The following is an 18,434-nucleotide window of genomic DNA, read 5'->3' on the forward strand; positions in this document are numbered from 1 at the left end:
TGTGAGATCGGTTAGATCGCATAAATATAGATCGGCATAGAATACCTAAAGCTAGGACAAGCTACAATAACTATAAGCAAGTGAAAATGGAGGTTGTTTATGCCAAAGCGTAAAGCAGGTTACGAAGAGAAGTTTGAAGAGGTCGTAGAAACGCTAAAACATAGTCCTGAAGAGATAAATAAAGTGTTTGAAGCCTCTGAAGAGGTAGCGAATGCAGCAAGCGATATGACCAAGGATGAGCTATCACTGATCTCGGCTTATATGAAGTCGGATTTAAAAGAGTTTTCAGAGAACTATGAAGAGAGCAAGAGTAGCCCTTTTTCCATCATGATTGCAGACTCTATGTGGCAGGCACTGATTGATATTACTGATAAAACCAAAATAGAGTGGATAGAGATGTTCGAAGATATCGAGCATCAGGGTATTTACAAAACGGGTGATGTTATTGGCCTTGGTCATTTGGTTTGTGAAAAATGTGGGCACAAGGCTCAATATATTCACCCAACGGTGATTGAGCCATGTGCTAAGTGTGGTGCGGATGAGTTTAGCCGGATACCGTTGAAGCCGTAAGCTGGGTTACAGGTTACAGGTTACAGGTTACAGGTTACGGGATCTTTTCCAGGAAACTAACAGTCCCAGTAGTACAAATATCGCCAGAGGCCAGCTGCCAAGGGTTCGGAATGGTGTTGTACCAGTGGTCGATACTACCTCTGCTTTCAGTACCTCGGTTTTGAACTGGGGTACTGAATCCGTGATATTGCCTTTATAATCGGTTACCGCCGTTACACCGTTGTTGGTTGCACGTATAACTGGCTTACCTGTTTCCAGCGCACGCATACGGGCGATTTCCATATGTTGTAGTGGACCAATTGATTCGCCAAACCAGGCATCATTGGACAGAGTCAGAATAAAGTCAGTATCTTCAGTAATATTTTGACGAACCTGATCGCTAAAGATGATTTCATAGCAAAGCGCTGTAACCAGATGTCTGCCTTTCGCCACGATATTGTCTTGTATAAAGTCACCACGACTAAATGACGACATCGGCAAATTAAAGAACGGCGCTAATGGACGTAACAGATCTTCAAATGGTACAAACTCACCAAATGGTAGCAGGTGATACTTGTTATATCTTGGCTGAGTCTGGTAGTTGTATTCACCGCTTGGTGTATCCCCAAGAGTAATCACACTATTGTAGAAACGCCCCATCTCGTTTTGAGTGACAACCCCGGTGATCAGTGCTGATTCATTCAGGCGCGCAGCAGAGTCGACATTGCTTAAAAAGCTAGGTAGTTCCTTTTCCAAAGCAGGAATAGCAGCTTCTGGCCAGATAATGATGTCCGCATCCCAGTTTGCCCGGCTCAAGTCCATAAATTTCATTAGCGTTGGCCAGCGTTGATCCGGGTGCCATTTAAGCTCCTGGGGAATATTGCCCTGAATCAAGGCAAAAGTAGTTTTGCTATCCGGATTAGGTGTTACCCAGTTAATGTTCTTAAGAACAAAACTGGTGGCAAATATCACTGCAGGTAAAGCGAGGCACTGCCACTTTCTGGTGAGTACCAGATAAGTTAATGAAGAAGCGCAGAGAGTTACAGCCAATGTGACCAGTTGAACGCCACCTATCGGAGCAAAAGCGGAAAGGGGTGTATTTATTTGACTATAGCCAAGCCATAACCACGGAAAACCGGTAAATACCCAGCCACGGGCCCAGTCTGTTAATAGCCAAAGTGCTGGGATAGCAAGAAAGTACTTTGTTGATGACTTCCCAGAGAAAAACTTGTTGGTTAACCAGGTAAACAGAGCCGGATAAATAGCCAGATAACAGATAAGCAAAACCATCAGAAAGACACTGGCGGCTTTTGGCATTCCACCAAAGGTATCAATACTTACATGTACCCAGCTTAAGCCTGTTGCAAAGTGGCCAACACCCCAGAAAAAGCCGACGGCCAGGGCTGTGCGGGTGGTTACTTTGTCGATTAACAAAAATAGTATTGCGGGGCTGAGAATGGCTAGCGGCCAGATTTGGTATGGAGCGTAAGCTAAGGTTGTTAAGGCGCCAACAAAAGCGGCCACAATGGGCCGCAGTAGGCGATGATTTGCTTTATGCATCATCGTTATTTTCCAGACTATGTTAAGTCAATTATTCTTCGATATCAGGAAGAGGCTCTTCGTCAGGTACGGTTACCTGTAGCTGAACGACTCGACGGTTATCTGCAGCAGTGACTTTGAAGCTATAGCCTTCGATATCCACAACTTCACCACGAGTTGGTAAATGACCAAAGGCTGTCATTACCATGCCGCCGATAGTATCGACCTCATCATCGCTGAATTTTGTGCCGAAAGTGTCATTGAATTCTTCGATTTCCGTCAGCGCTTTAACCGAATAGGTATGTTTACTCAGCTTACGGATATCTGCTTCATCTTCATCATCGAACTCATCTTCGATCTCACCGACAATCTCTTCCAGAATATCTTCGATGGTCACCAGGCCTGAAACACCGCCAAACTCGTCAACGACGATAGACATATGATAACGTTCTTCACGAAATTCCTTTAGTAATCGGTCAACTCGTTTACTTTCAGGAACAACGACAGCAGGGCGGATAACCTGTTCTATACTGAACGGAGCACTATCTGAGCCTAAGTATTTAAGTAAGTCCTTCGCTAATAGAATACCTTCAACGTGGTCTTTGTCTTCGCTGATAACCGGGTAGCGGGAGTGCTGAGCATCGGTTATCAGTTCAACCAGCTGATCAAGGTCGTGCTCTTTCTCAGCGGTAACCATTTGAGAGCGGGGATCATAATATCCCTAACTCGCATTTCGGATATTTCCATAACACCTTCGAGCATATCGCGAGTGTCGTGGTCAATAAGGTCATTTACTTCAGAGTCTCTGATAACATCGACCAGTTCCTGGCGATCTTTGGGTTCGCCCTGAAATATTTGCCCCAGGCGTTCTAGGAAGGACTTTCTACTCGGACCTTCAGATGAGGGAGGGTTTTCTTCGTTCATGATATCTCTTTAATTTACGCTACCAGATGCGTGATAGCCCGCATTCCCTGTTCGTCATTCCTGCGAAGGCAGGGATCTATTCCTTCTCAGCAATATATGGGTCTTCAAACCCCATAGATTGCATAATTTCTGTTTCGAGGGACTCCATCTCTTCAGCTTCGTCATCCTTGATATGATCATAACCTAGCAGATGTAGACTACCGTGTACAACCATATGAGCCCAGTGGGCTACAACATCTTTATGTTGTTCACTGGCTTCTTTTTCAACCATCTGCTTGCAAATAATCAGATCACCAAGCAAATTTATCTCTATTCCTTCTGGTACTTCAAATGGGAAGGAGAGTACATTGGTTGGCTTGTCCTTGCCGCGATACTCATGGTTAAGCTCATGACTCTCTTGTTCATCGACAAGACGAATGGTGACTTCAGCCTCTGGTTGAAACTGAGATACTGTTGTCTGTAACCATTTCTGGAAATCTGCCTCGGAAGGCAGGTTTTCCTGGTTTTCTACAGCAATTTGAAGATCGAGTTCTATGCTCATTTACTCACCTGTAGAGCCTGATAGTTCAGCCTGTGATAATTCAGCTTTCTGAGCTTCAAGCAATTTTGCTTCTCGCTCTTCTCTGCGTCGTTTCTCTGCTTCTTTGCGGTCTTTCTGATCTTTTTGTTCCCACTTCTCATAAGCGTTAACAATTTGTGCGACAACAGGGTGACGTACAACGTCATCAGCCTGGAAGAAGTTAAAGCTGATTTCATCAACTTCAGAAAGAACCTCGATCGCGTGACGAAGGCCGGATTTAGCGCCACGCGGTAAATCGATCTGGGTAACGTCACCAGTAATAACAGCGCGAGAGTTAAAGCCGATACGAGTCAGGAACATTTTCATCTGCTCAACAGTGGTGTTCTGGCTCTCATCGAGAATGATAAAGGCATCATTCAAGGTACGGCCACGCATGTACGCCAGAGGAGCAACTTCGATAACGTTTCTTTCAATTAGCTTTTCTACGCGCTCAAAACCAAGCATCTCAAACAGAGCGTCATACAGAGGGCGCAGGTAAGGGTCAACCTTTTGACTCAAATCACCAGGAAGGAAGCCAAGCTTTTCACCCGCTTCAACAGCTGGGCGAGTAAGAAGAATGCGTCGGATTTCCTGACGCTCCAGAGCATCTACCGCAGCCGCGACAGCAAGGTAGGTTTTACCTGTACCAGCAGGGCCAATGCCGTAAGTAATATCGTGTGTCACCATATTAACCAGGTACTGAGCCTGATTAGGTGTACGTGGCTTAATTACACCTTTCTTAGTTTTGATAAATACTTCTTTACCGTGCTCAATCGCAGATTCGGTGTTCTGTTCAAGTACACCAGTTTCAATAATGGCTAAGTGAATCTGTTCTGGCTCAATATCGGCGATCTTGCCTTTTACCGGAGCGGTTTCGACATAAAGGCTCTTTAGAATTTCTAAAGCTGCTGCAGCAGTATGTGGTTTACCAACAATAGAGAAGAAGTTGCCGCGATAATTGATTTCAACGCCTAGGCGTCTTTCAAGGTGTTTGATGTTGTCATCGAATGGACCACACAAGCTGGATAGTCGGTGGTTATCAGCAGGCTCCAGATCAATTTCCAGAGTAACGATTTTATTGCTCAATATAGCCTCTCAGTTTTTGCCTTTGCGGAGCCCGATTACGACCGGGCTCTCTGGCATGATTATCATTTATTAGTTTAGTATATCTAAACTCTATGGCGTAAAGGTTGCAACACCTAATTCATCTTCGCGACGTGTTTTTTCCATCATCTCACTTGGTGAGGTCACAACACGTAGGTTCATCTCTTTTTCTGTACGAACCAGTTCACCACGTAATGAGTTAGGGAATACGTCTGTAATCTTCACATCAACGAACTGGCCGATAAGCTCAGCTGAACCTTCGAAGTTTACAACGCGATTGTTCTCAGTACGTGCACGCAGTTCCATCAGGTTTTTCTTCGATGGGCCTTCAACCAGAACACGTTGCTCTGTGTCTAGCATCTGGCGCGAGTAGCGCATAGCCTGGCTGTTGATCTGCTGCTGTAGTTCGTACAGACGCTCTTTCTTGGTCTGTTCAGGCAAATCACATGGGTAGTCTGCTGCTGGAGTTCCTGGGCGCGGAGAGAAGATAAAACTGAAGCTCATATCGAAGTCGACATCTTTGATTAGCTTCATTGTGTCCTGGAAGTCCTGATCTGATTCGCCAGGGAAACCCACGATAAAGTCAGAGCTGATATGGATATCAGGGCGTGCCTTACGAAGTTTACGAATAATAGACTTGTACTCGATAGCGGTATGAGGACGTTTCATCATGGTCAGAACACGGTCAGAACCGCTCTGAACAGGAAGGTGCAGGAAGCTAACCAGTTCTGGTGTGTCTTCGTACACTGCGATGATGTCGTCTGTGAACTCAAGCGGGTGGCTTGTTGTAAAGCGGATACGGTCGATACCATCGATAGAAGCAACTAAACGAAGTAGATCGGCAAATGAACAGATATCACCATCGTGCATTGGGCCACGGTATGCGTTTACGTTCTGACCAAGCAGGTTAACTTCACGTACGCCTTGCTCTGCAAGTTGTGCAATCTCAAATAGTACGTCATCCATTGGCCGGCTTACTTCTTCACCACTGAGTGTATGGTACAACGCAGTAAGTACAGTACTTTGAACAACCCTCCATAATGGAAACGAACGCTGTAGCACCTTCTGCGCGAGGTTCTGGCAGACGGTCAAATTTTTCAATTTCCGGGAAAGAAATATCCATTACCGGTGCTTCGTTGCTACGAGATGTCTTGATCATCTCAGGAAGACGGTGAAGGGTCTGTGGGCCAAAAATAACATCAACGAAAGGCGCACGTTCACGGATATGATCGCCTTCTTGGGTTGCAACGCAGCCGCCTACACCAATGATCACGTCTTCCTTTTTATCTTTTAGTGTTTTCCAACGGCCAAGCTGGTGGAATACCTTTTCTTGAGCCTTTTCTCCGGATCGAACAGGTGTTAAGGAGAAGTACGTCTGCCTCTTCTGGATCTTCAGTCAGCTCGTAACCGTTAGCGGCATTAAGCAGATCAGCCATTTTTGATGAATCATATTCGTTCATCTGGCAGCCCCAGGTTTTAATTAGCAGTTTCTTACTCATCTCACATTTCGCTCGTAATTAAATCTTAAATCGTTCAAGCACATACCATTCACTACTGATAGCTATTACTATAGAGCTCAGTTTTATGGCTTGTTATCTGGTCGCTTTATCGTCATTTATACTCCTGATTGGAGTTAGTACAAAAGCGAGCCGCGTATTGTACTGCTTTAAAAACCAACTGACCAGTACTCATATTAAACAGGCCGGTTCAAGCTAAATAGTAAAGTTAGAAGTGAAGTTATTAAGAGATGCGTAAATTTGATATCGCCGTTATCGGCGGAGGAATGGTCGGGGCTGCAATTGCATTGGGTGCGGCTAAATCCGGAAAAAGTGTTGCTCTTGTCGAAGGTAAGGCTCCTGAGGCTTATCGCCCGGATCAACCAATGGATATCCGCGTGTCTGCTATATCCCATAAATCCGTTGAGTTATTAGAACAGCTTGGTGTGTGGAATGATGTGCTTGAGATGCGGGTATGCCCTTATCGCCGCCTGGAAACATGGGAGCATCAGGAGTGTCGGGTTCGGTTCGATGCCGATTCGCTTTCTCTGAATCAGTTGGGTTATATCGTTGAGAACAGATTGATTCAGTTGGGGTTATGGAATCAGTTTAGCCAGTACCCAAATTTATCTCTGTTTTGTCCAGATTCTTTAGAGCGAATTGAGTTTTCTACTGGGTCAAACACGGTTGTTCTTAGGTCAGGAGAAGAATTAGAAGCCATGATGGTTGTCGGTGCTGACGGTGCAAATTCTAAAGTTCGAAATCTGGCAAATATCGGTGTTACTGCCTGGGATTATCGGCAGCACTGTATGTTGATTAATGTTGAAACAGAAAAGCCTCAGCAGGACATCACCTGGCAATGGTTTACCCCTTCAGGCCCGAGATCGTTTCTGCCGTTAAAAGGGAATCAAGGATCTCTGGTCTGGTATGACTCACCAAAACGTATTCGGCAATTGCAAGCAATGTCGTCGGAAGCTTTGAGAGAAGAGGTGATAGCGCATTTCCCTGGAGAGCTGGGTGATATCAAGGTGCTCCAATCAGGCTATTTTCCGTTAACACGCAGACATGCCCAAAAGTACTCTGAAAGGCGGTGTGTGCTTGCTGGTGACTCGGCTCATACGATTAATCCGTTGGCAGGGCAGGGTGTAAATATTGGCTTTAAGGATGTACAGGTTTTGCTGGATATTCTTGGTAACGAACATTGGGATAGTGAAGCTTCTTTGGCTGAATATGAAAGAAGGCGTCGCCCGGACAACTTGCTGATGCAGTCGGGGATGGATTTTTTCTATAAGAGTTTTAGTAATGAACTTGGGCCATTGAAGTTGCTTAGAAACATTGGCTTTAAAATGGCTGAAAACTCAGGGCCAATCAAGACGCAGGTTTTGAAGTATGCGTTGGGGATATAGCTGATATTTGTACTTAATGCGGGGTATGGGCATACAGGAATGCTCTATTCCGTGAACCGCTTTTTGCTAACTACGGGTGATTCGGTTTGATATTGGTATCAGGCATGTTCACTACATAGAGCATGCCCTGCATACCCTAAGTAACCTCTTGGTGAGACAGTTGATTAGCCTCGTTGCCCTATGCCTCGTTCCAACGGTCTCCGTTGGAATGCATACCGAGCGGTATTTAGTATAGAGTTGTTGAATTTTAGGCATAAAAAAACCACCATTAAGGTGGTTTTTCTAATGATGGTGCGGAAGGAGAGACTTGAACTCTCACACCTTGCGGCGCCAGAACCTAAATCTGGTGCGTCTACCAATTCCGCCACTTCCGCATCAATTCTGTATTCTTGTCGACAGAGTTGGAAATCAACAAGAAATTGTAATAATGGCAGGGCTACCTGGATTCGAACCAGGGAATGACGGGATCAAAACCCGTTGCCTTACCGCTTGGCGATAGCCCTACAGAAAACTCAGTGAGCCTTCTAAATAATGGTGCGGAAGGAGAGACTTGAACTCTCACACCTTGCGGCGCCAGAACCTAAATCTGGTGCGTCTACCAATTCCGCCACTTCCGCAACTTAATCTGTAGTTAACTGAATAATTGGTTAATTCAATTAACGTTGTAATAATGGCAATGCTGCTTGATTTGAAGCAGGGGGATAACTGAGGGATCAAAACCCGTTATCGATATTACCACTTTGTAATAATGGCAGGGCTACCTGGATTCGAACCAGGGAATGACGGGATCAAAACCCGTTGCCTTACCGCTTGGCGATAGCCCTGCAGAAAAACTCTATGAGTTATTCTAAATATGGTGCGGAAGGAGAGACTTGAACTCTCACACCTTGCGGCGCCAGAACCTAAATCTGGTGCGTCTACCAATTCCGCCACTTCCGCAAAATTGTTGTAGAGAGATTTGAGATGGTGCGGAAGGAGAGACTTGAACTCTCACACCTTGCGGCGCCAGAACCTAAATCTGGTGCGTCTACCAATTCCGCCACTTCCGCGTCTCAAATTTTCTACAGGTTTATCAGCTAATTGGTAAAAGCTAATAACCTTTTAATAAATGGTGGCTACGACGGGATTTGAACCTGTGACCCCATCATTATGAGTGATGTGCTCTAACCAGCTGAGCTACGTAGCCACTATATGCTTTTCAGCAAATAATGTCAGAACTATCTGAATTTGAATCAGGGTGATAACTGAGGGATCAAAACCCGTTATCTATTCTGCCATTAACTTAATAATGGCAGGGCTACCTGGATTCGAACCAGGGAATGACGGGATCAAAACCCGTTGCCTTACCGCTTGGCGATAGCCCTGCAGAAAAACTCAATGAGTTATTCTAAATATGGTGCGGAAGGAGAGACTTGAACTCTCACACCTTGCGGCGCCAGAACCTAAATCTGGTGCGTCTACCAATTCCGCCACTTCCGCAAAATTGTTGTAGAGAGATTTGAGATGGTGCGGAAGGAGAGACTTGAACTCTCACACCTTGCGGCGCCAGAACCTAAATCTGGTGCGTCTACCAATTCCGCCACTTCCGCGTCTCAAATTTTTCTACAGATTTATCAGTCAATTGGTAAAAACTAATAAACTTAAATAAATGGTGGCTACGACGGGATTTGAACCTGTGACCCCATCATTATGAGTGATGTGCTCTAACCAGCTGAGCTACGTAGCCATTCCGTTTGGGCGAAGTAATATAATATAAACTTTACCCTTTGAACAGTACTAATTGTACATATTCAAAAATTAATGTCAGAACAAGTTAAACTTTGTTATGCCATTAACTTAATAATGGCAGGGCTACCTGGATTCGAACCAGGGAATGACGGGATCAAAACCCGTTGCCTTACCGCTTGGCGATAGCCCTGCAGAAATACTCAAAGAACTATTTTCTTAAAGCACTCTAAATAATGGTGCGGAAGGAGAGACTTGAACTCTCACACCTTGCGGCGCCAGAACCTAAATCTGGTGCGTCTACCAATTCCGCCACTTCCGCATTATTTCCTAAAGACTTTCGAGAAAGCACTTAGGAAATGGTGGCTACGACGGGATTTGAACCTGTGACCCCATCATTATGAGTGATGTGCTCTAACCAGCTGAGCTACGTAGCCATTCCTAATTTTTGTCTTTGGCTCTTAAGTTGCCTCAGTGCCGAAGACGGAGCGCATTATGCGTATCTGTAGGAAAACCGTCAACTACTTTTTTTAATAAAATGCATTTCAGCGACTGTTCGAGTCTTTTTTAAACAAAACGCCCTATTTATACCCAAAAAGTCTCAATAAAATTAACATCATTGGAAAGAAAATTAGGCAATAGGCAATGTTCTCGTTCCCACGCTCTGCGTGGTAATGCATACACGTAGTATGGCTATATGAACATGTTTTCTTTTTGGTATCTATAATTCTTTAGATATTGATAGATTAGTTGAGAAATTTATAGTCAGATATGAATTCCCACGCCGGAGCGTGGGAACTAGGGAAAAAGAGCCGTTCACCGACTCTTTTTACGCAATTAATTACTGTTAATGCGCAGAAACGACCATTAAACGTTAAAGCGGAAATGCACGACATCGCCATCTTTTACGATGTAATCTTTGCCTTCAAGACGCCATTTACCTGCTTCTTTTGCACCGCTTTCGCCGCTGTACTCGATAAAGTCGTCATAACCAACAACTTCTGCGCGGATAAAGCCTTTTTCAAAGTCTGTGTGGATCTTACCAGCAGACTGTGGAGCTGTAGCGCCAATTGGAATTGTCCATGCGCGTACTTCTTTAACACCAGCAGTAAAGTACGTCTGAAGGGCAAGAAGTTCGTAACCAGAACGAATTACGCGGTTAAGACCTGGTTCTTCGATGCCCATATCAGCAAGGAACTCTTCACGGTCTTCGTCTTCAAGTTCAGACAGTTCAGATTCAATTGCAGCACAAACAGGAACAACAACCGCATTTTCTTTAGCTGCGTGTTCACGAACCTGATCAAGGAATGGGTTATCTTCGAAACCATCTTCATTTACGTTTGCAATGTACATGGTTGGCTTAAGTGTCAGGAAGTTCAGGTAGCCAACTGCTGCAAGCTCTTCTTTAGCTAGTTCAACACTACGCGCCATGCCGCCTTCAGTTAGTACAGGAAGCAGTTTTTCCAGAACAGTGATTTCGAATTTTGCATCTTTATCACCGCCTTTTGCTCGTTTAGCCTGTCGTTGAATAGCACGCTCACAGGTATCAAGGTCAGCAAGTGCAAGTTCCAGGTTGATAATCTCGATATCCTCAAGAGGTGAGATCTTACCTGCAACGTGAACGATGTTTTCATTCTCGAAACAACGAACAACGTGACCGATTGCATCTGTTTCACGGATGTTAGCCAGGAATTTGTTACCCAGACCTTCACCTTTTGAAGCACCGGCAACCAGTCCAGCGATATCTACGAACTCCATTGTGGTTGGCAGAACACGTTGTGGGTTAACGATTTTTGCCAGAGCGTCCAGACGAAGATCTGGCACAGGAACAACACCTGTGTTTGGCTCGATAGTACAGAACGGGAAGTTTGCCGCTTCGATACCCGCTTTTGTTAGTGCATTAAACAGGGTTGATTTACCTACGTTAGGCAGACCAACGATGCCACATTTAAAACCCATGATAGTAACCTTATTCTGCTTTGAATGTATGTAAACGGTTTTGTGCTTTAGTTAAGCCGTCTTTTAGCAATATGTCGAGGCTGCGAACAGACTCATCGACAACAGCATCAAGGCACTCCTGCTCTTTTGTCGGCGCCTTACCTAACACATAACCGGATACTTTGTCTCGATGTCCGGGATGGCCTATGCCTATCCTCAGACGGTAAAATTCTTTGTTATTTCCAAGCTTACTGATGGTGTCCTTTAAGCCATTATGACCACCGTGACCACCACCTTTCTTGAACTTACCAACACCCGGAGGCAGATCAAGCTCGTCGTGAGCGACCATGATCTCTTCTGGCTTGATCTGATAAAACTTTGCTAATGCAGCAATGGATTTACCGGAAAGGTTCATAAATGTTGTTGGTATCAGAAGACGAAGATCGTGACCGTTTGCCATGATTCGACCCGTCTGACCAAAAAACTTCGGTTCATTTTTCAGAGTTACGTTATGAACTCTCGCCAACTCTTCGATAACCCATGCGCCTGCATTGTGTCGGGTTCTGGCATATTCTGGCCCTGGATTGGCAAGACCAACCAGCAATTTTATCTCTTGGCTCAAGGCTAGGATCTCTCTTGGAATAGAAAAAAGCGCCGTATGGTAGCACACATTCTGGGTTGCAGGCTACAGGTGACGGGTTACAGAAATTATGACTAAACGAAACAAAACACCCGGCTTAATTGGCCGGGCGTTTGAGTATGGTGAGATTACAAAACCTGTCGCTTGTAGCGACGCGTCCAGTAACCTTATGCCTTACTTAGAGTTAAACATTGCTGAGATAGACTCTTCGTTGCTGATACGACGAATTGCTTCTGCCAGCATGCTTGATAGTGTTAGCTGAGTAACTTTACCTGTTGCAGCCATCTCTTTAGTTAGAGAGATAGAGTCTGTAACGATCACCTGGTCAAGAACAGAGTTCTTGATGTTCTTAACGGCGTTACCAGAGAATACAGGGTGAGTTGCGTAAGCGAATACTCGCTTAGCACCACGCTCTTTCAGAGCTTCAGCTGCTTTACACAGTGTGCCGCCTGTGTCGATCATGTCATCTACGATAACGCAGTCACGGCCTTCAACTTCACCGATAAGGTTCATTACTTCAGATACGTTTGCACGAGGACGACGCTTGTCTACGATAGCGATGTCGATGTTACCCAGAGCTTTTGCTGTTGCGCGTGCACGTACAACACCACCAAGGTCAGGTGAAACAACCACAGGATCTTCCAGACCACGAGTTAGCATGTCATCCAGTAGCACAGGAGTACCGAAGATGTTATCTACAGGAACATCGAAGAAGCCCTGAATTTGCTCAGCGTGAAGGTCAATGGTAAGAACGCGGTCAACACCTACGTTAGAAAGGAAGTCAGCAATAACTTTAGCTGTAATTGGCACACGAGCAGAACGTACACGACGATCCTGACGAGCATAGCCAAAGTATGGGATTACAGCTGTGATACGGCCTGCTGAAGCACGACGCATTGCGTCGATCATTACCACTAACTCCATTAGGTTGTCGTTAGTTGGTGCACATGTTGATTGGATAATGAAAACATCACTACCACGAACGTTTTCGTTAATTTGTACAGCAATTTCGCCATCTGAGAATCGGTCTACAGTTGCATCACCAAGGGAGATGTATAGGCGGTCAGCAATACGTTGTGCTAGTTCGGGAGTAGCGTTACCAGCAAAAAGCTTCATATCAGGCACGGTGGAAACCTCAAGGTTGCGTCCAGTTTTTTAAATCGGTTGGATGATGTCTGATTTATATTCAGACAGTCTCTTACTCAAAGGTGAAATATTTTTCCCCTGAGCAACAAATGCAGAGACATCGTCAGGAAGTTGTTTACGGGCATTTTCTGCGCTAGTTTTGCTTGAAAATTCAGCAAAAACGCATGATCCGGTACCCGTCAATCTTGACGGCGCGTATTGTAGCAGCCATGAAAGTTGCTTATCAACCTCTGGATACGTTAATCGTACGATTTTTTCGCAATCGTTTTCGTATGATCCAGTTAACAATTCGGTACAGCCTCGCTTTGGCGTGTTACGAGTGAGCTCTGGATGATTAAAAATTTCTGCTGTCGAGATACTGACATCCGGCCTTACAACCAGATACCATTTTTCGTCAGGGCTCACTTTTTCAAGTTTTTCACCCACACCTTCGGCGAAAGCGGCGAAACCACGTACAAATACCGGAACGTCTGCCCCTAGCTTTAAGCCAATTTCTGCTAGTTCATCTTCTGAAAGGTTGGTTTGCCATAAATAGTTAAGAGCCACCAGAGCCGTAGCTGCATTAGAAGAACCACCACCAATGCCGCCCCCCATTGGAAGGATCTTCTTTAGATCTATTGTTGCACCAAATCGACAGCTAGCCTTGTTTTGCAATGCTTTAGCGGCCTTCCATATCAGGTTGTCTTCTACGGCAAGATCCTTAATTTCAGGCGTTATAACTATTTCTGGTTCTTTTGTTGCCTGAATGGTCAGTTCGTCACCATAATCGAGAAACTGAAATAGCGTTTGTAAGTCATGATAACCATTGTCACGACGGCCAGTGATATATAAGAAAAGGTTGAGTTTAGCCGGAGAAGGCCAATAAGTAGTGCCCTGGATCATGGTTAAATTTTCCACTTAGATACAACAATTTTTAATGAAGTGTCACTTTGAGTCAGATTCATCGCATAGGGTAGCGGTATGCTATTTACTGCCTGGTAGCTGGTGTATTCAAGGTTCCAGAACTGACTGCCAAGCTTCTTTGATAGTGATGAAAGAGTATTGGTATCTTGTTTTAACACGAAGTCATCTGCCTCAGTTGGCCGGCCTTTTAACCAATCCTGCATATAGGTAACCGGGATAACCAGCCCGGTTAACTTGTATACCAGCATAGTGGCGTTTTTATCCTGATATTCATTACCGTCGATATCGATAACCGTTGCGCCTTCCGGTGTCATTGTCAGGTTAAGTACGGTTTTTCCAAGAAAGGTGGTTAAACGAAGTTGGCTTTTGTCAGGAGAATGGTTCCAGATAAAATTCAGGCTCTGCTTTACATCCGGACTTTTATAGCCAAGTTTACCGGATGCCTGAAAATGGTCTATTTGTGCTAGCAGCCCCTCATGCTTCTGCCACTCTACACTTAGAGTTGATTCTTTTGGCGCAGTTTCACAGGCGGTAAGTAACAAAACGGGGAACAAACAGAGAAAAAATCGAAATAGAGTCTTCATTAGCGGCAAAAAATCAGCTGAACGTATTAGCTGCAAACTATACCACTCAATCCAAATGAAAATAAGTCTCAGGTTATTTGCGTGTCAAATGAGCATTTTCTATTATTTCCTAACCCTTTAGGGGTAATTCTTCAGAACTGTGCTGTACAGATACCGCACACAGACGGTTTTAGGTCACGAACTAAGGAAAACAGTGAAGCAACGCACTTTTATTAGATTGAGCCATCAAGTAAAATTCCTTCTTTGTCTGTGTTCCAAATCGAGAATTCTATACACATGTCTTTGCTTGCTATTGGTATCAATCACAATACAGCGTCGGTTGAGTTGCGAGAAAAGGTTGCTTTTTCACCAGAAAAATTAACTGAAGCGCATAAACAATTAGAATCAGATGCAAATGTAAATAGCGGCGTAATTGTCTCTACCTGTAATCGTACAGAAATTTATTGCGACGTTAAGAAAGCTTGCAAGAATAAGGTTATCGATTGGTTGACTCAGTTTCATCAAATCACTCCTGAAGAGCTTATGTCCAGCCTCTATATCCACGAGGAGCAGGCTGCGATTAAACATCTGATGAGAGTATCCTGTGGCCTTGACTCACTTGTATTGGGTGAGCCTCAAATCCTTGGGCAGGTTAAACAAGCTTATACCAGTGCGCGTGAATACAAAGCTGTTGATGGCACGATGGAGAAGCTGTTCCAGAAAACCTTTTCGGTGGCTAAACGTGTAAGAACAGAAACCGAAATAGGTGGTGCCGCAGTTTCTGTGGCTTATGCGGCCTGTACGTTAGCGAAACATATCTTTGAGTCGTTGAGTGAATCTACGGTTCTTCTTGTTGGTGCTGGCGAAACAATTGAGCTTGTGGCTAAGCATCTTGCAGACAACGGCTGTGAGAGTATGATTGTCGCCAACCGAACCCGAGAGCGGGCGCTTGGTTTAGCTGAAGAGTTCAACGCTGAAGTTATCAGCCTTTCTGAAATTCCTGAGCACTTACATCGCGCCGATATTGTTATTAGTTCGACAGCCAGTCCACTGCCTATTATTGGTAAAGGTATGGTTGAAACCGCTATCAAACAGCGTAGACATCAACCCATGTTGATCGTAGATATTGCGGTTCCTCGAGATGTTGAGCAGCAAGTAGGTGAGTTGAGGGACGTTTATCTATATACTGTCGACGATTTGCAATCTATCGTTGAGCAAAATATAGAACAACGAAAAGTAGAAGCTATCGAAGCTGAAGCAATTGTAACCGAAGAGAGTGCCGCATTTATGACATGGCTTCGCTCCCTTCAGGCTGTCGATAGTATTAGGGATTTCCGCACTGCAGCAAATGAGACCAGAGAAGAGCTTTTGACTAAAAGCCTTCAGAGTTTGCAGTCAGGTGGTGATCCAGAGAAAGTACTGCTAGAACTAAGCAATAAGTTAACTAACAAGCTTATCCATGCTCCTACACGAGCCCTGCAACAGGCGGCTGAACGAGGTGAGCCTGATAAGCTTTCTGTCATAAGACAGGCTTTAGGTCTAGAGGACCTACAACAGAATTAAAGAAGATTATGAAACCGTCCATTCTAACTAAGCTGGAAACCCTTGTAGAACGATATGAGGAAGTTCAGCATCTTCTTGGTGATCCTGAAATTATAGGTGACCAAGACAAATTTCGTGCTTTATCTAAAGAATATTCTCAGCTGGAAGAAGTGACTAAGTGCTTCCAGTCATACCAACAGGCTCAGGAAGATCTGCTTGCTGCTGAGGAAATGGCAAACGAAGACGATGAAGAAATGCGCGAAATGGCGCAGGAAGAGATCAAAGAATCTAAAGCGGCAATCGAGCGCCTGGCCGATGAGCTGCAGATTCTGCTGCTGCCTAAAGATCCAAATGACGAGCGTAACTGCTTCCTGGAAATCCGTGCCGGTGCCGGTGGTGATGAAGCAGGAATTTTCGCGGGTGATCTGTTCCGTATGTACAGTAAATATGCGGAAAAGCAGGGCTGGCGCATTGAAGTCATGAGCTCTAACGAATCAGAGCAGGGTGGCTATAAAGAGATGATCGCTAAGGTTAATGGCGATGGTGCATACGGTATCCTTAAGTTTGAATCTGGCGGCCACCGTGTTCAGCGTGTACCTGCTACAGAGTCTCAGGGGCGTGTTCATACATCAGCTTGTACTGTAGCGGTTATGGCGGAGATCCCTGAAGCGGATCTGCCGGAAATTAAAGCGGCAGACCTGAAGATTGATACCTTCCGTGCATCAGGTGCTGGTGGTCAGCACGTAAACACCACGGACTCTGCAATCCGTATTACTCACTTACCAACCGGTACAGTAGTAGAGTGTCAGGATGAGCGTTCTCAGCACAAAAACAAAGCGAAAGCGATGTCTGTACTTGCAGCCCGAATCGTACAGGCTGAACAGGAGCGTCGTGCAGCAGAAGTTTCTGATACAAGACGTAACCTTTTAGGTAGTGGTGACCGAAGTGACCGTATCCGCACCTATAACTATCCTCAGGGTCGTGTTTCTGACCACCGTATCAACCTTACGCTTTACCGTCTGAATGAAGTTATGGAAGGCGACCTGCAGAGCTTGGTTGATCCTGTACTTCAGGAGCATCAGGCTGATCAGCTAGCGGCTCTTGCGGAACAAAACTAATTTAATGGATACACAACCCTCCATTGAGCAATCTCTGAAGGCGGCTATTGCGGAACTACAGTTAAGTGGAACCGAATCGCCGTCTTTGGATGCAGCGGTACTTCTTTGCCACGTTCTGGACAAACCAAGAAGCTATCTACTCACCTGGCCTGATAAAGCGCTGGATGAATCGCAGCAGAAATCTTTCCGCCTATTATTAGACCGTCGGATTTCTGGCGAACCTATCGCGTACATTACCGGAGAGAGAGAGTTCTGGTCTCTTCCTTTGAAAGTTTCTCCTTCTACATTGATACCAAGACCGGATACTGAGAGGTTGGTAGAACTGGCGCTGGATAAAGCCCCGCAAGGTGTGGCCTCAATTCTTGATCTAGGCACAGGTACAGGTGCTATTGCTCTTGCTTTAGCTTCTGAGCTACCTACTGCGAATGTTGTTGGTATTGATATCAGGCAAGAAGCTCAGCGCCTGGCAACTGAAAACGCTAGTAACCTTGGAATCAAAAACTGTCGTTTTCTTCAGGGCAGTTGGTTTGAGCCTGTTGAAAACGGAACAAAGTTTGCTTTAATTGTTTCAAATCCGCCGTATATAGAAAAAGACGACCCGCATTTGACGCAGGGAGATGTTCGTTTTGAACCACTTTCTGCTCTGGTTGCGGAAGAGAAAGGTCTTGCGGATATCAGGCACATTGCAACAGAGGCACGGGTTCATATTGATACCGGCGGTTGGTTGATGTTTGAACACGGTTTTGAACAGGGGTCAGATGTTCGTAACTTGATGAAAGAATTAGGTTACAGCGATGTGTCTACAGAAAAAGATTATGCCGGAAACGATCGAGTGACCATGGGTCAGTTTTTCGGTTAAGAGAAGTATCAGGACAAAATAAAATAAGCGAGAACAAATGTATTTTGCCTTAAAACATATTCATCTAGTAGCTATTGCTCTAAGTGCGATTCTTTTATCTATTCGTTACGCACTTATCATGGCTGATTCAAGCAAAGTAAACGCCAAGATTCTGAAGGTAACGCCACATATAGTCGATTCAGTATTGCTAGTGTCCGGTATTGCACTGGTGTTTACTCTAGGATTTGTTCCATTTACTGCTGGTACCGAGTGGTTCACAGAAAAAGTGACCTGTATCCTTGCCTACTTTGCGTTGGCTATGTTCACCCTTCGAATGGCCAAGGGTAAATTAATCCGTACCTTTGCTTTTTTTGGTGCTCTTGGCTGGCTATTTATGGCAGGACGAATTGCGGTGACCAAAATACCTGCATTAATGGGGTAAGC

General features: G+C 44.9%; 14 protein-coding genes, 14 tRNA genes and 2 pseudogenes. 6 read left to right on the forward strand and 24 right to left on the reverse strand.

What is annotated here, in order from left to right; translation table 11 throughout:
* The first annotated feature begins 99 nt into the window (after window positions 1-99).
* On the forward strand, window positions 100-570 hold the full coding sequence (locus tag P7F88_RS15565; protein WP_277826192.1) for a zinc ribbon-containing protein: 471 nt from the start codon (window positions 100-102) through the stop codon (window positions 568-570).
* A gap of 27 nt (window positions 571-597) precedes the next feature.
* Here the strand turns inward: P7F88_RS15565 and lnt are convergent, their stop codons facing one another.
* From lnt to miaB, 5 genes and pseudogenes are all read right to left on the reverse strand, one after another.
* A complete protein-coding gene (gene lnt / locus P7F88_RS15570; RefSeq protein WP_277826194.1) occupies window positions 598-2,112 on the reverse strand; it encodes an apolipoprotein N-acyltransferase in 1,515 nt (504 codons plus the stop codon).
* Between the two features lie 28 nt (window positions 2,113-2,140).
* Window positions 2,141-3,012, reverse strand: a pseudogene (gene corC, locus P7F88_RS15575) (CNNM family magnesium/cobalt transport protein CorC).
* 76 nt (window positions 3,013-3,088) lie between these two features.
* Complete coding sequence (gene ybeY, locus P7F88_RS15580) at window positions 3,089-3,553, reverse strand: rRNA maturation RNase YbeY (RefSeq protein WP_277826196.1); 465 nt, start codon at window positions 3,551-3,553, stop codon at window positions 3,089-3,091.
* Window positions 3,554-4,657, reverse strand: coding sequence for a PhoH family protein (locus P7F88_RS15585; RefSeq protein ID WP_277826198.1), 1,104 nt, complete (start codon window positions 4,655-4,657; stop codon window positions 3,554-3,556).
* A 90-nt stretch (window positions 4,658-4,747) separates the two neighbouring features.
* A pseudogene (miaB, locus tag P7F88_RS15590) lies at window positions 4,748-6,174 on the reverse strand (tRNA (N6-isopentenyl adenosine(37)-C2)-methylthiotransferase MiaB).
* Window positions 6,175-6,422: 248 nt separating this feature from the next.
* Between miaB and P7F88_RS15595 the strand changes: the two are divergent.
* Entirely contained in the window at window positions 6,423-7,577 is a 1,155-nt protein-coding gene (locus P7F88_RS15595; RefSeq protein WP_277826200.1) for a 2-octaprenyl-3-methyl-6-methoxy-1,4-benzoquinol hydroxylase, read from the forward strand.
* Between the two features lie 289 nt (window positions 7,578-7,866).
* Here P7F88_RS15595 and P7F88_RS15600 read toward each other — a convergent pair.
* The 19 genes from P7F88_RS15600 to lolB all read right to left on the reverse strand — a co-directional run bounded on the left by P7F88_RS15600 (window position 7,867) and on the right by lolB (window position 14,513).
* Window positions 7,867-7,951, reverse strand: a tRNA-Leu gene (locus P7F88_RS15600).
* Between the two features lie 54 nt (window positions 7,952-8,005).
* Window positions 8,006-8,080: transfer RNA gene (locus tag P7F88_RS15605), tRNA-Gln, on the reverse strand.
* A 29-nt stretch (window positions 8,081-8,109) separates the two neighbouring features.
* A tRNA-Leu gene (locus P7F88_RS15610) sits at window positions 8,110-8,194 on the reverse strand.
* A gap of 132 nt (window positions 8,195-8,326) precedes the next feature.
* Window positions 8,327-8,401, reverse strand: a tRNA-Gln gene (locus P7F88_RS15615).
* 30 nt (window positions 8,402-8,431) lie between these two features.
* Window positions 8,432-8,516, reverse strand: a tRNA-Leu gene (locus P7F88_RS15620).
* A 25-nt stretch (window positions 8,517-8,541) separates the two neighbouring features.
* Window positions 8,542-8,626 (reverse strand) — tRNA-Leu (locus P7F88_RS15625).
* Window positions 8,627-8,686: 60 nt separating this feature from the next.
* Window positions 8,687-8,763, reverse strand: a tRNA-Met gene (locus P7F88_RS15630).
* Between the two features lie 103 nt (window positions 8,764-8,866).
* Window positions 8,867-8,941 (reverse strand) — tRNA-Gln (locus tag P7F88_RS15635).
* A gap of 30 nt (window positions 8,942-8,971) precedes the next feature.
* Window positions 8,972-9,056 (reverse strand) — tRNA-Leu (locus P7F88_RS15640).
* 25 nt (window positions 9,057-9,081) lie between these two features.
* Window positions 9,082-9,166: transfer RNA gene (locus P7F88_RS15645), tRNA-Leu, on the reverse strand.
* Window positions 9,167-9,226: 60 nt separating this feature from the next.
* Window positions 9,227-9,303, reverse strand: a tRNA-Met gene (locus P7F88_RS15650).
* Window positions 9,304-9,420: 117 nt separating this feature from the next.
* A tRNA-Gln gene (locus P7F88_RS15655) sits at window positions 9,421-9,495 on the reverse strand.
* Window positions 9,496-9,539: 44 nt separating this feature from the next.
* Window positions 9,540-9,624: transfer RNA gene (locus P7F88_RS15660), tRNA-Leu, on the reverse strand.
* A 38-nt stretch (window positions 9,625-9,662) separates the two neighbouring features.
* Window positions 9,663-9,739: transfer RNA gene (locus tag P7F88_RS15665), tRNA-Met, on the reverse strand.
* A gap of 430 nt (window positions 9,740-10,169) precedes the next feature.
* Window positions 10,170-11,261, reverse strand: coding sequence for a redox-regulated ATPase YchF (ychF, locus tag P7F88_RS15670; protein ID WP_277826202.1), 1,092 nt, complete (start codon window positions 11,259-11,261; stop codon window positions 10,170-10,172).
* Between the two features lie 10 nt (window positions 11,262-11,271).
* Window positions 11,272-11,862 (reverse strand): aminoacyl-tRNA hydrolase, encoded by a 591-nt coding sequence (gene pth, locus P7F88_RS15675; protein ID WP_277826204.1) that lies wholly within the window; start codon window positions 11,860-11,862, stop codon window positions 11,272-11,274.
* A gap of 192 nt (window positions 11,863-12,054) precedes the next feature.
* Entirely contained in the window at window positions 12,055-13,005 is a 951-nt protein-coding gene (locus P7F88_RS15680; RefSeq protein ID WP_277826206.1) for a ribose-phosphate pyrophosphokinase, read from the reverse strand.
* Between the two features lie 30 nt (window positions 13,006-13,035).
* Window positions 13,036-13,908: a 4-(cytidine 5'-diphospho)-2-C-methyl-D-erythritol kinase gene (gene ispE, locus P7F88_RS15685; protein ID WP_277826208.1), complete on the reverse strand. Its 873-nt coding sequence runs from the start codon at window positions 13,906-13,908 to the stop codon at window positions 13,036-13,038.
* Window positions 13,909-13,910: 2 nt separating this feature from the next.
* Complete coding sequence (gene lolB, locus P7F88_RS15690; RefSeq protein ID WP_277826210.1) at window positions 13,911-14,513, reverse strand: lipoprotein insertase outer membrane protein LolB; 603 nt, start codon at window positions 14,511-14,513, stop codon at window positions 13,911-13,913.
* 276 nt (window positions 14,514-14,789) lie between these two features.
* Here lolB and hemA point away from each other — a divergent pair, with 276 nt between their 5' ends.
* The 4 genes from hemA to P7F88_RS15710 are packed head-to-tail and all read left to right on the forward strand — an operon-like array spanning window position 14,790 to window position 18,432.
* Window positions 14,790-16,055: a glutamyl-tRNA reductase gene (gene hemA / locus P7F88_RS15695; protein WP_277826212.1), complete on the forward strand. Its 1,266-nt coding sequence runs from the start codon at window positions 14,790-14,792 to the stop codon at window positions 16,053-16,055.
* A gap of 8 nt (window positions 16,056-16,063) precedes the next feature.
* A complete protein-coding gene (prfA, locus tag P7F88_RS15700) occupies window positions 16,064-17,152 on the forward strand; it encodes a peptide chain release factor 1 (RefSeq protein WP_277826214.1) in 1,089 nt (362 codons plus the stop codon).
* Window positions 17,153-17,156: 4 nt separating this feature from the next.
* Window positions 17,157-18,011, forward strand: coding sequence for a peptide chain release factor N(5)-glutamine methyltransferase (gene prmC / locus P7F88_RS15705; RefSeq protein ID WP_277826216.1), 855 nt, complete (start codon window positions 17,157-17,159; stop codon window positions 18,009-18,011).
* Window positions 18,012-18,048: 37 nt separating this feature from the next.
* Entirely contained in the window at window positions 18,049-18,432 is a 384-nt protein-coding gene (locus P7F88_RS15710; protein WP_277826218.1) for a SirB2 family protein, read from the forward strand.
* Window positions 18,433-18,434: the final 2 nt, after the last annotated feature.

It is taken from the genome of Vibrio hannami, from assembly GCF_029589055.1.
GTDB lineage: Bacteria > Pseudomonadota > Gammaproteobacteria > Enterobacterales > Vibrionaceae > Vibrio > Vibrio hannami.

Bases quoted from the DNA above. Each gene is read 5' to 3' on its own strand.
- P7F88_RS15565 (WP_277826192.1), top strand. From the start codon at position 100: ATGCCAAAGCGTAAAGCAGGTTACGAAGAGAAGTTTGAAGAGGTCGTA.
- lnt (WP_277826194.1), bottom strand. From the start codon at position 2,112: ATGATGCATAAAGCAAATCATCGCCTACTGCGGCCCATTGTGGCCGCT.
- ybeY (WP_277826196.1), bottom strand. From the start codon at position 3,553: ATGAGCATAGAACTCGATCTTCAAATTGCTGTAGAAAACCAGGAAAAC.
- P7F88_RS15595 (WP_277826200.1), top strand. From the start codon at position 6,423: ATGCGTAAATTTGATATCGCCGTTATCGGCGGAGGAATGGTCGGGGCT.
- ychF (WP_277826202.1), bottom strand. From the start codon at position 11,261: ATGGGTTTTAAATGTGGCATCGTTGGTCTGCCTAACGTAGGTAAATCA.
- ispE (WP_277826208.1), bottom strand. From the start codon at position 13,908: ATGATCCAGGGCACTACTTATTGGCCTTCTCCGGCTAAACTCAACCTT.
- lolB (WP_277826210.1), bottom strand. From the start codon at position 14,513: ATGAAGACTCTATTTCGATTTTTTCTCTGTTTGTTCCCCGTTTTGTTA.
- hemA (WP_277826212.1), top strand. From the start codon at position 14,790: ATGTCTTTGCTTGCTATTGGTATCAATCACAATACAGCGTCGGTTGAG.
- prfA (WP_277826214.1), top strand. From the start codon at position 16,064: ATGAAACCGTCCATTCTAACTAAGCTGGAAACCCTTGTAGAACGATAT.
- prmC (WP_277826216.1), top strand. From the start codon at position 17,157: ATGGATACACAACCCTCCATTGAGCAATCTCTGAAGGCGGCTATTGCG.
- P7F88_RS15710 (WP_277826218.1), top strand. From the start codon at position 18,049: ATGTATTTTGCCTTAAAACATATTCATCTAGTAGCTATTGCTCTAAGT.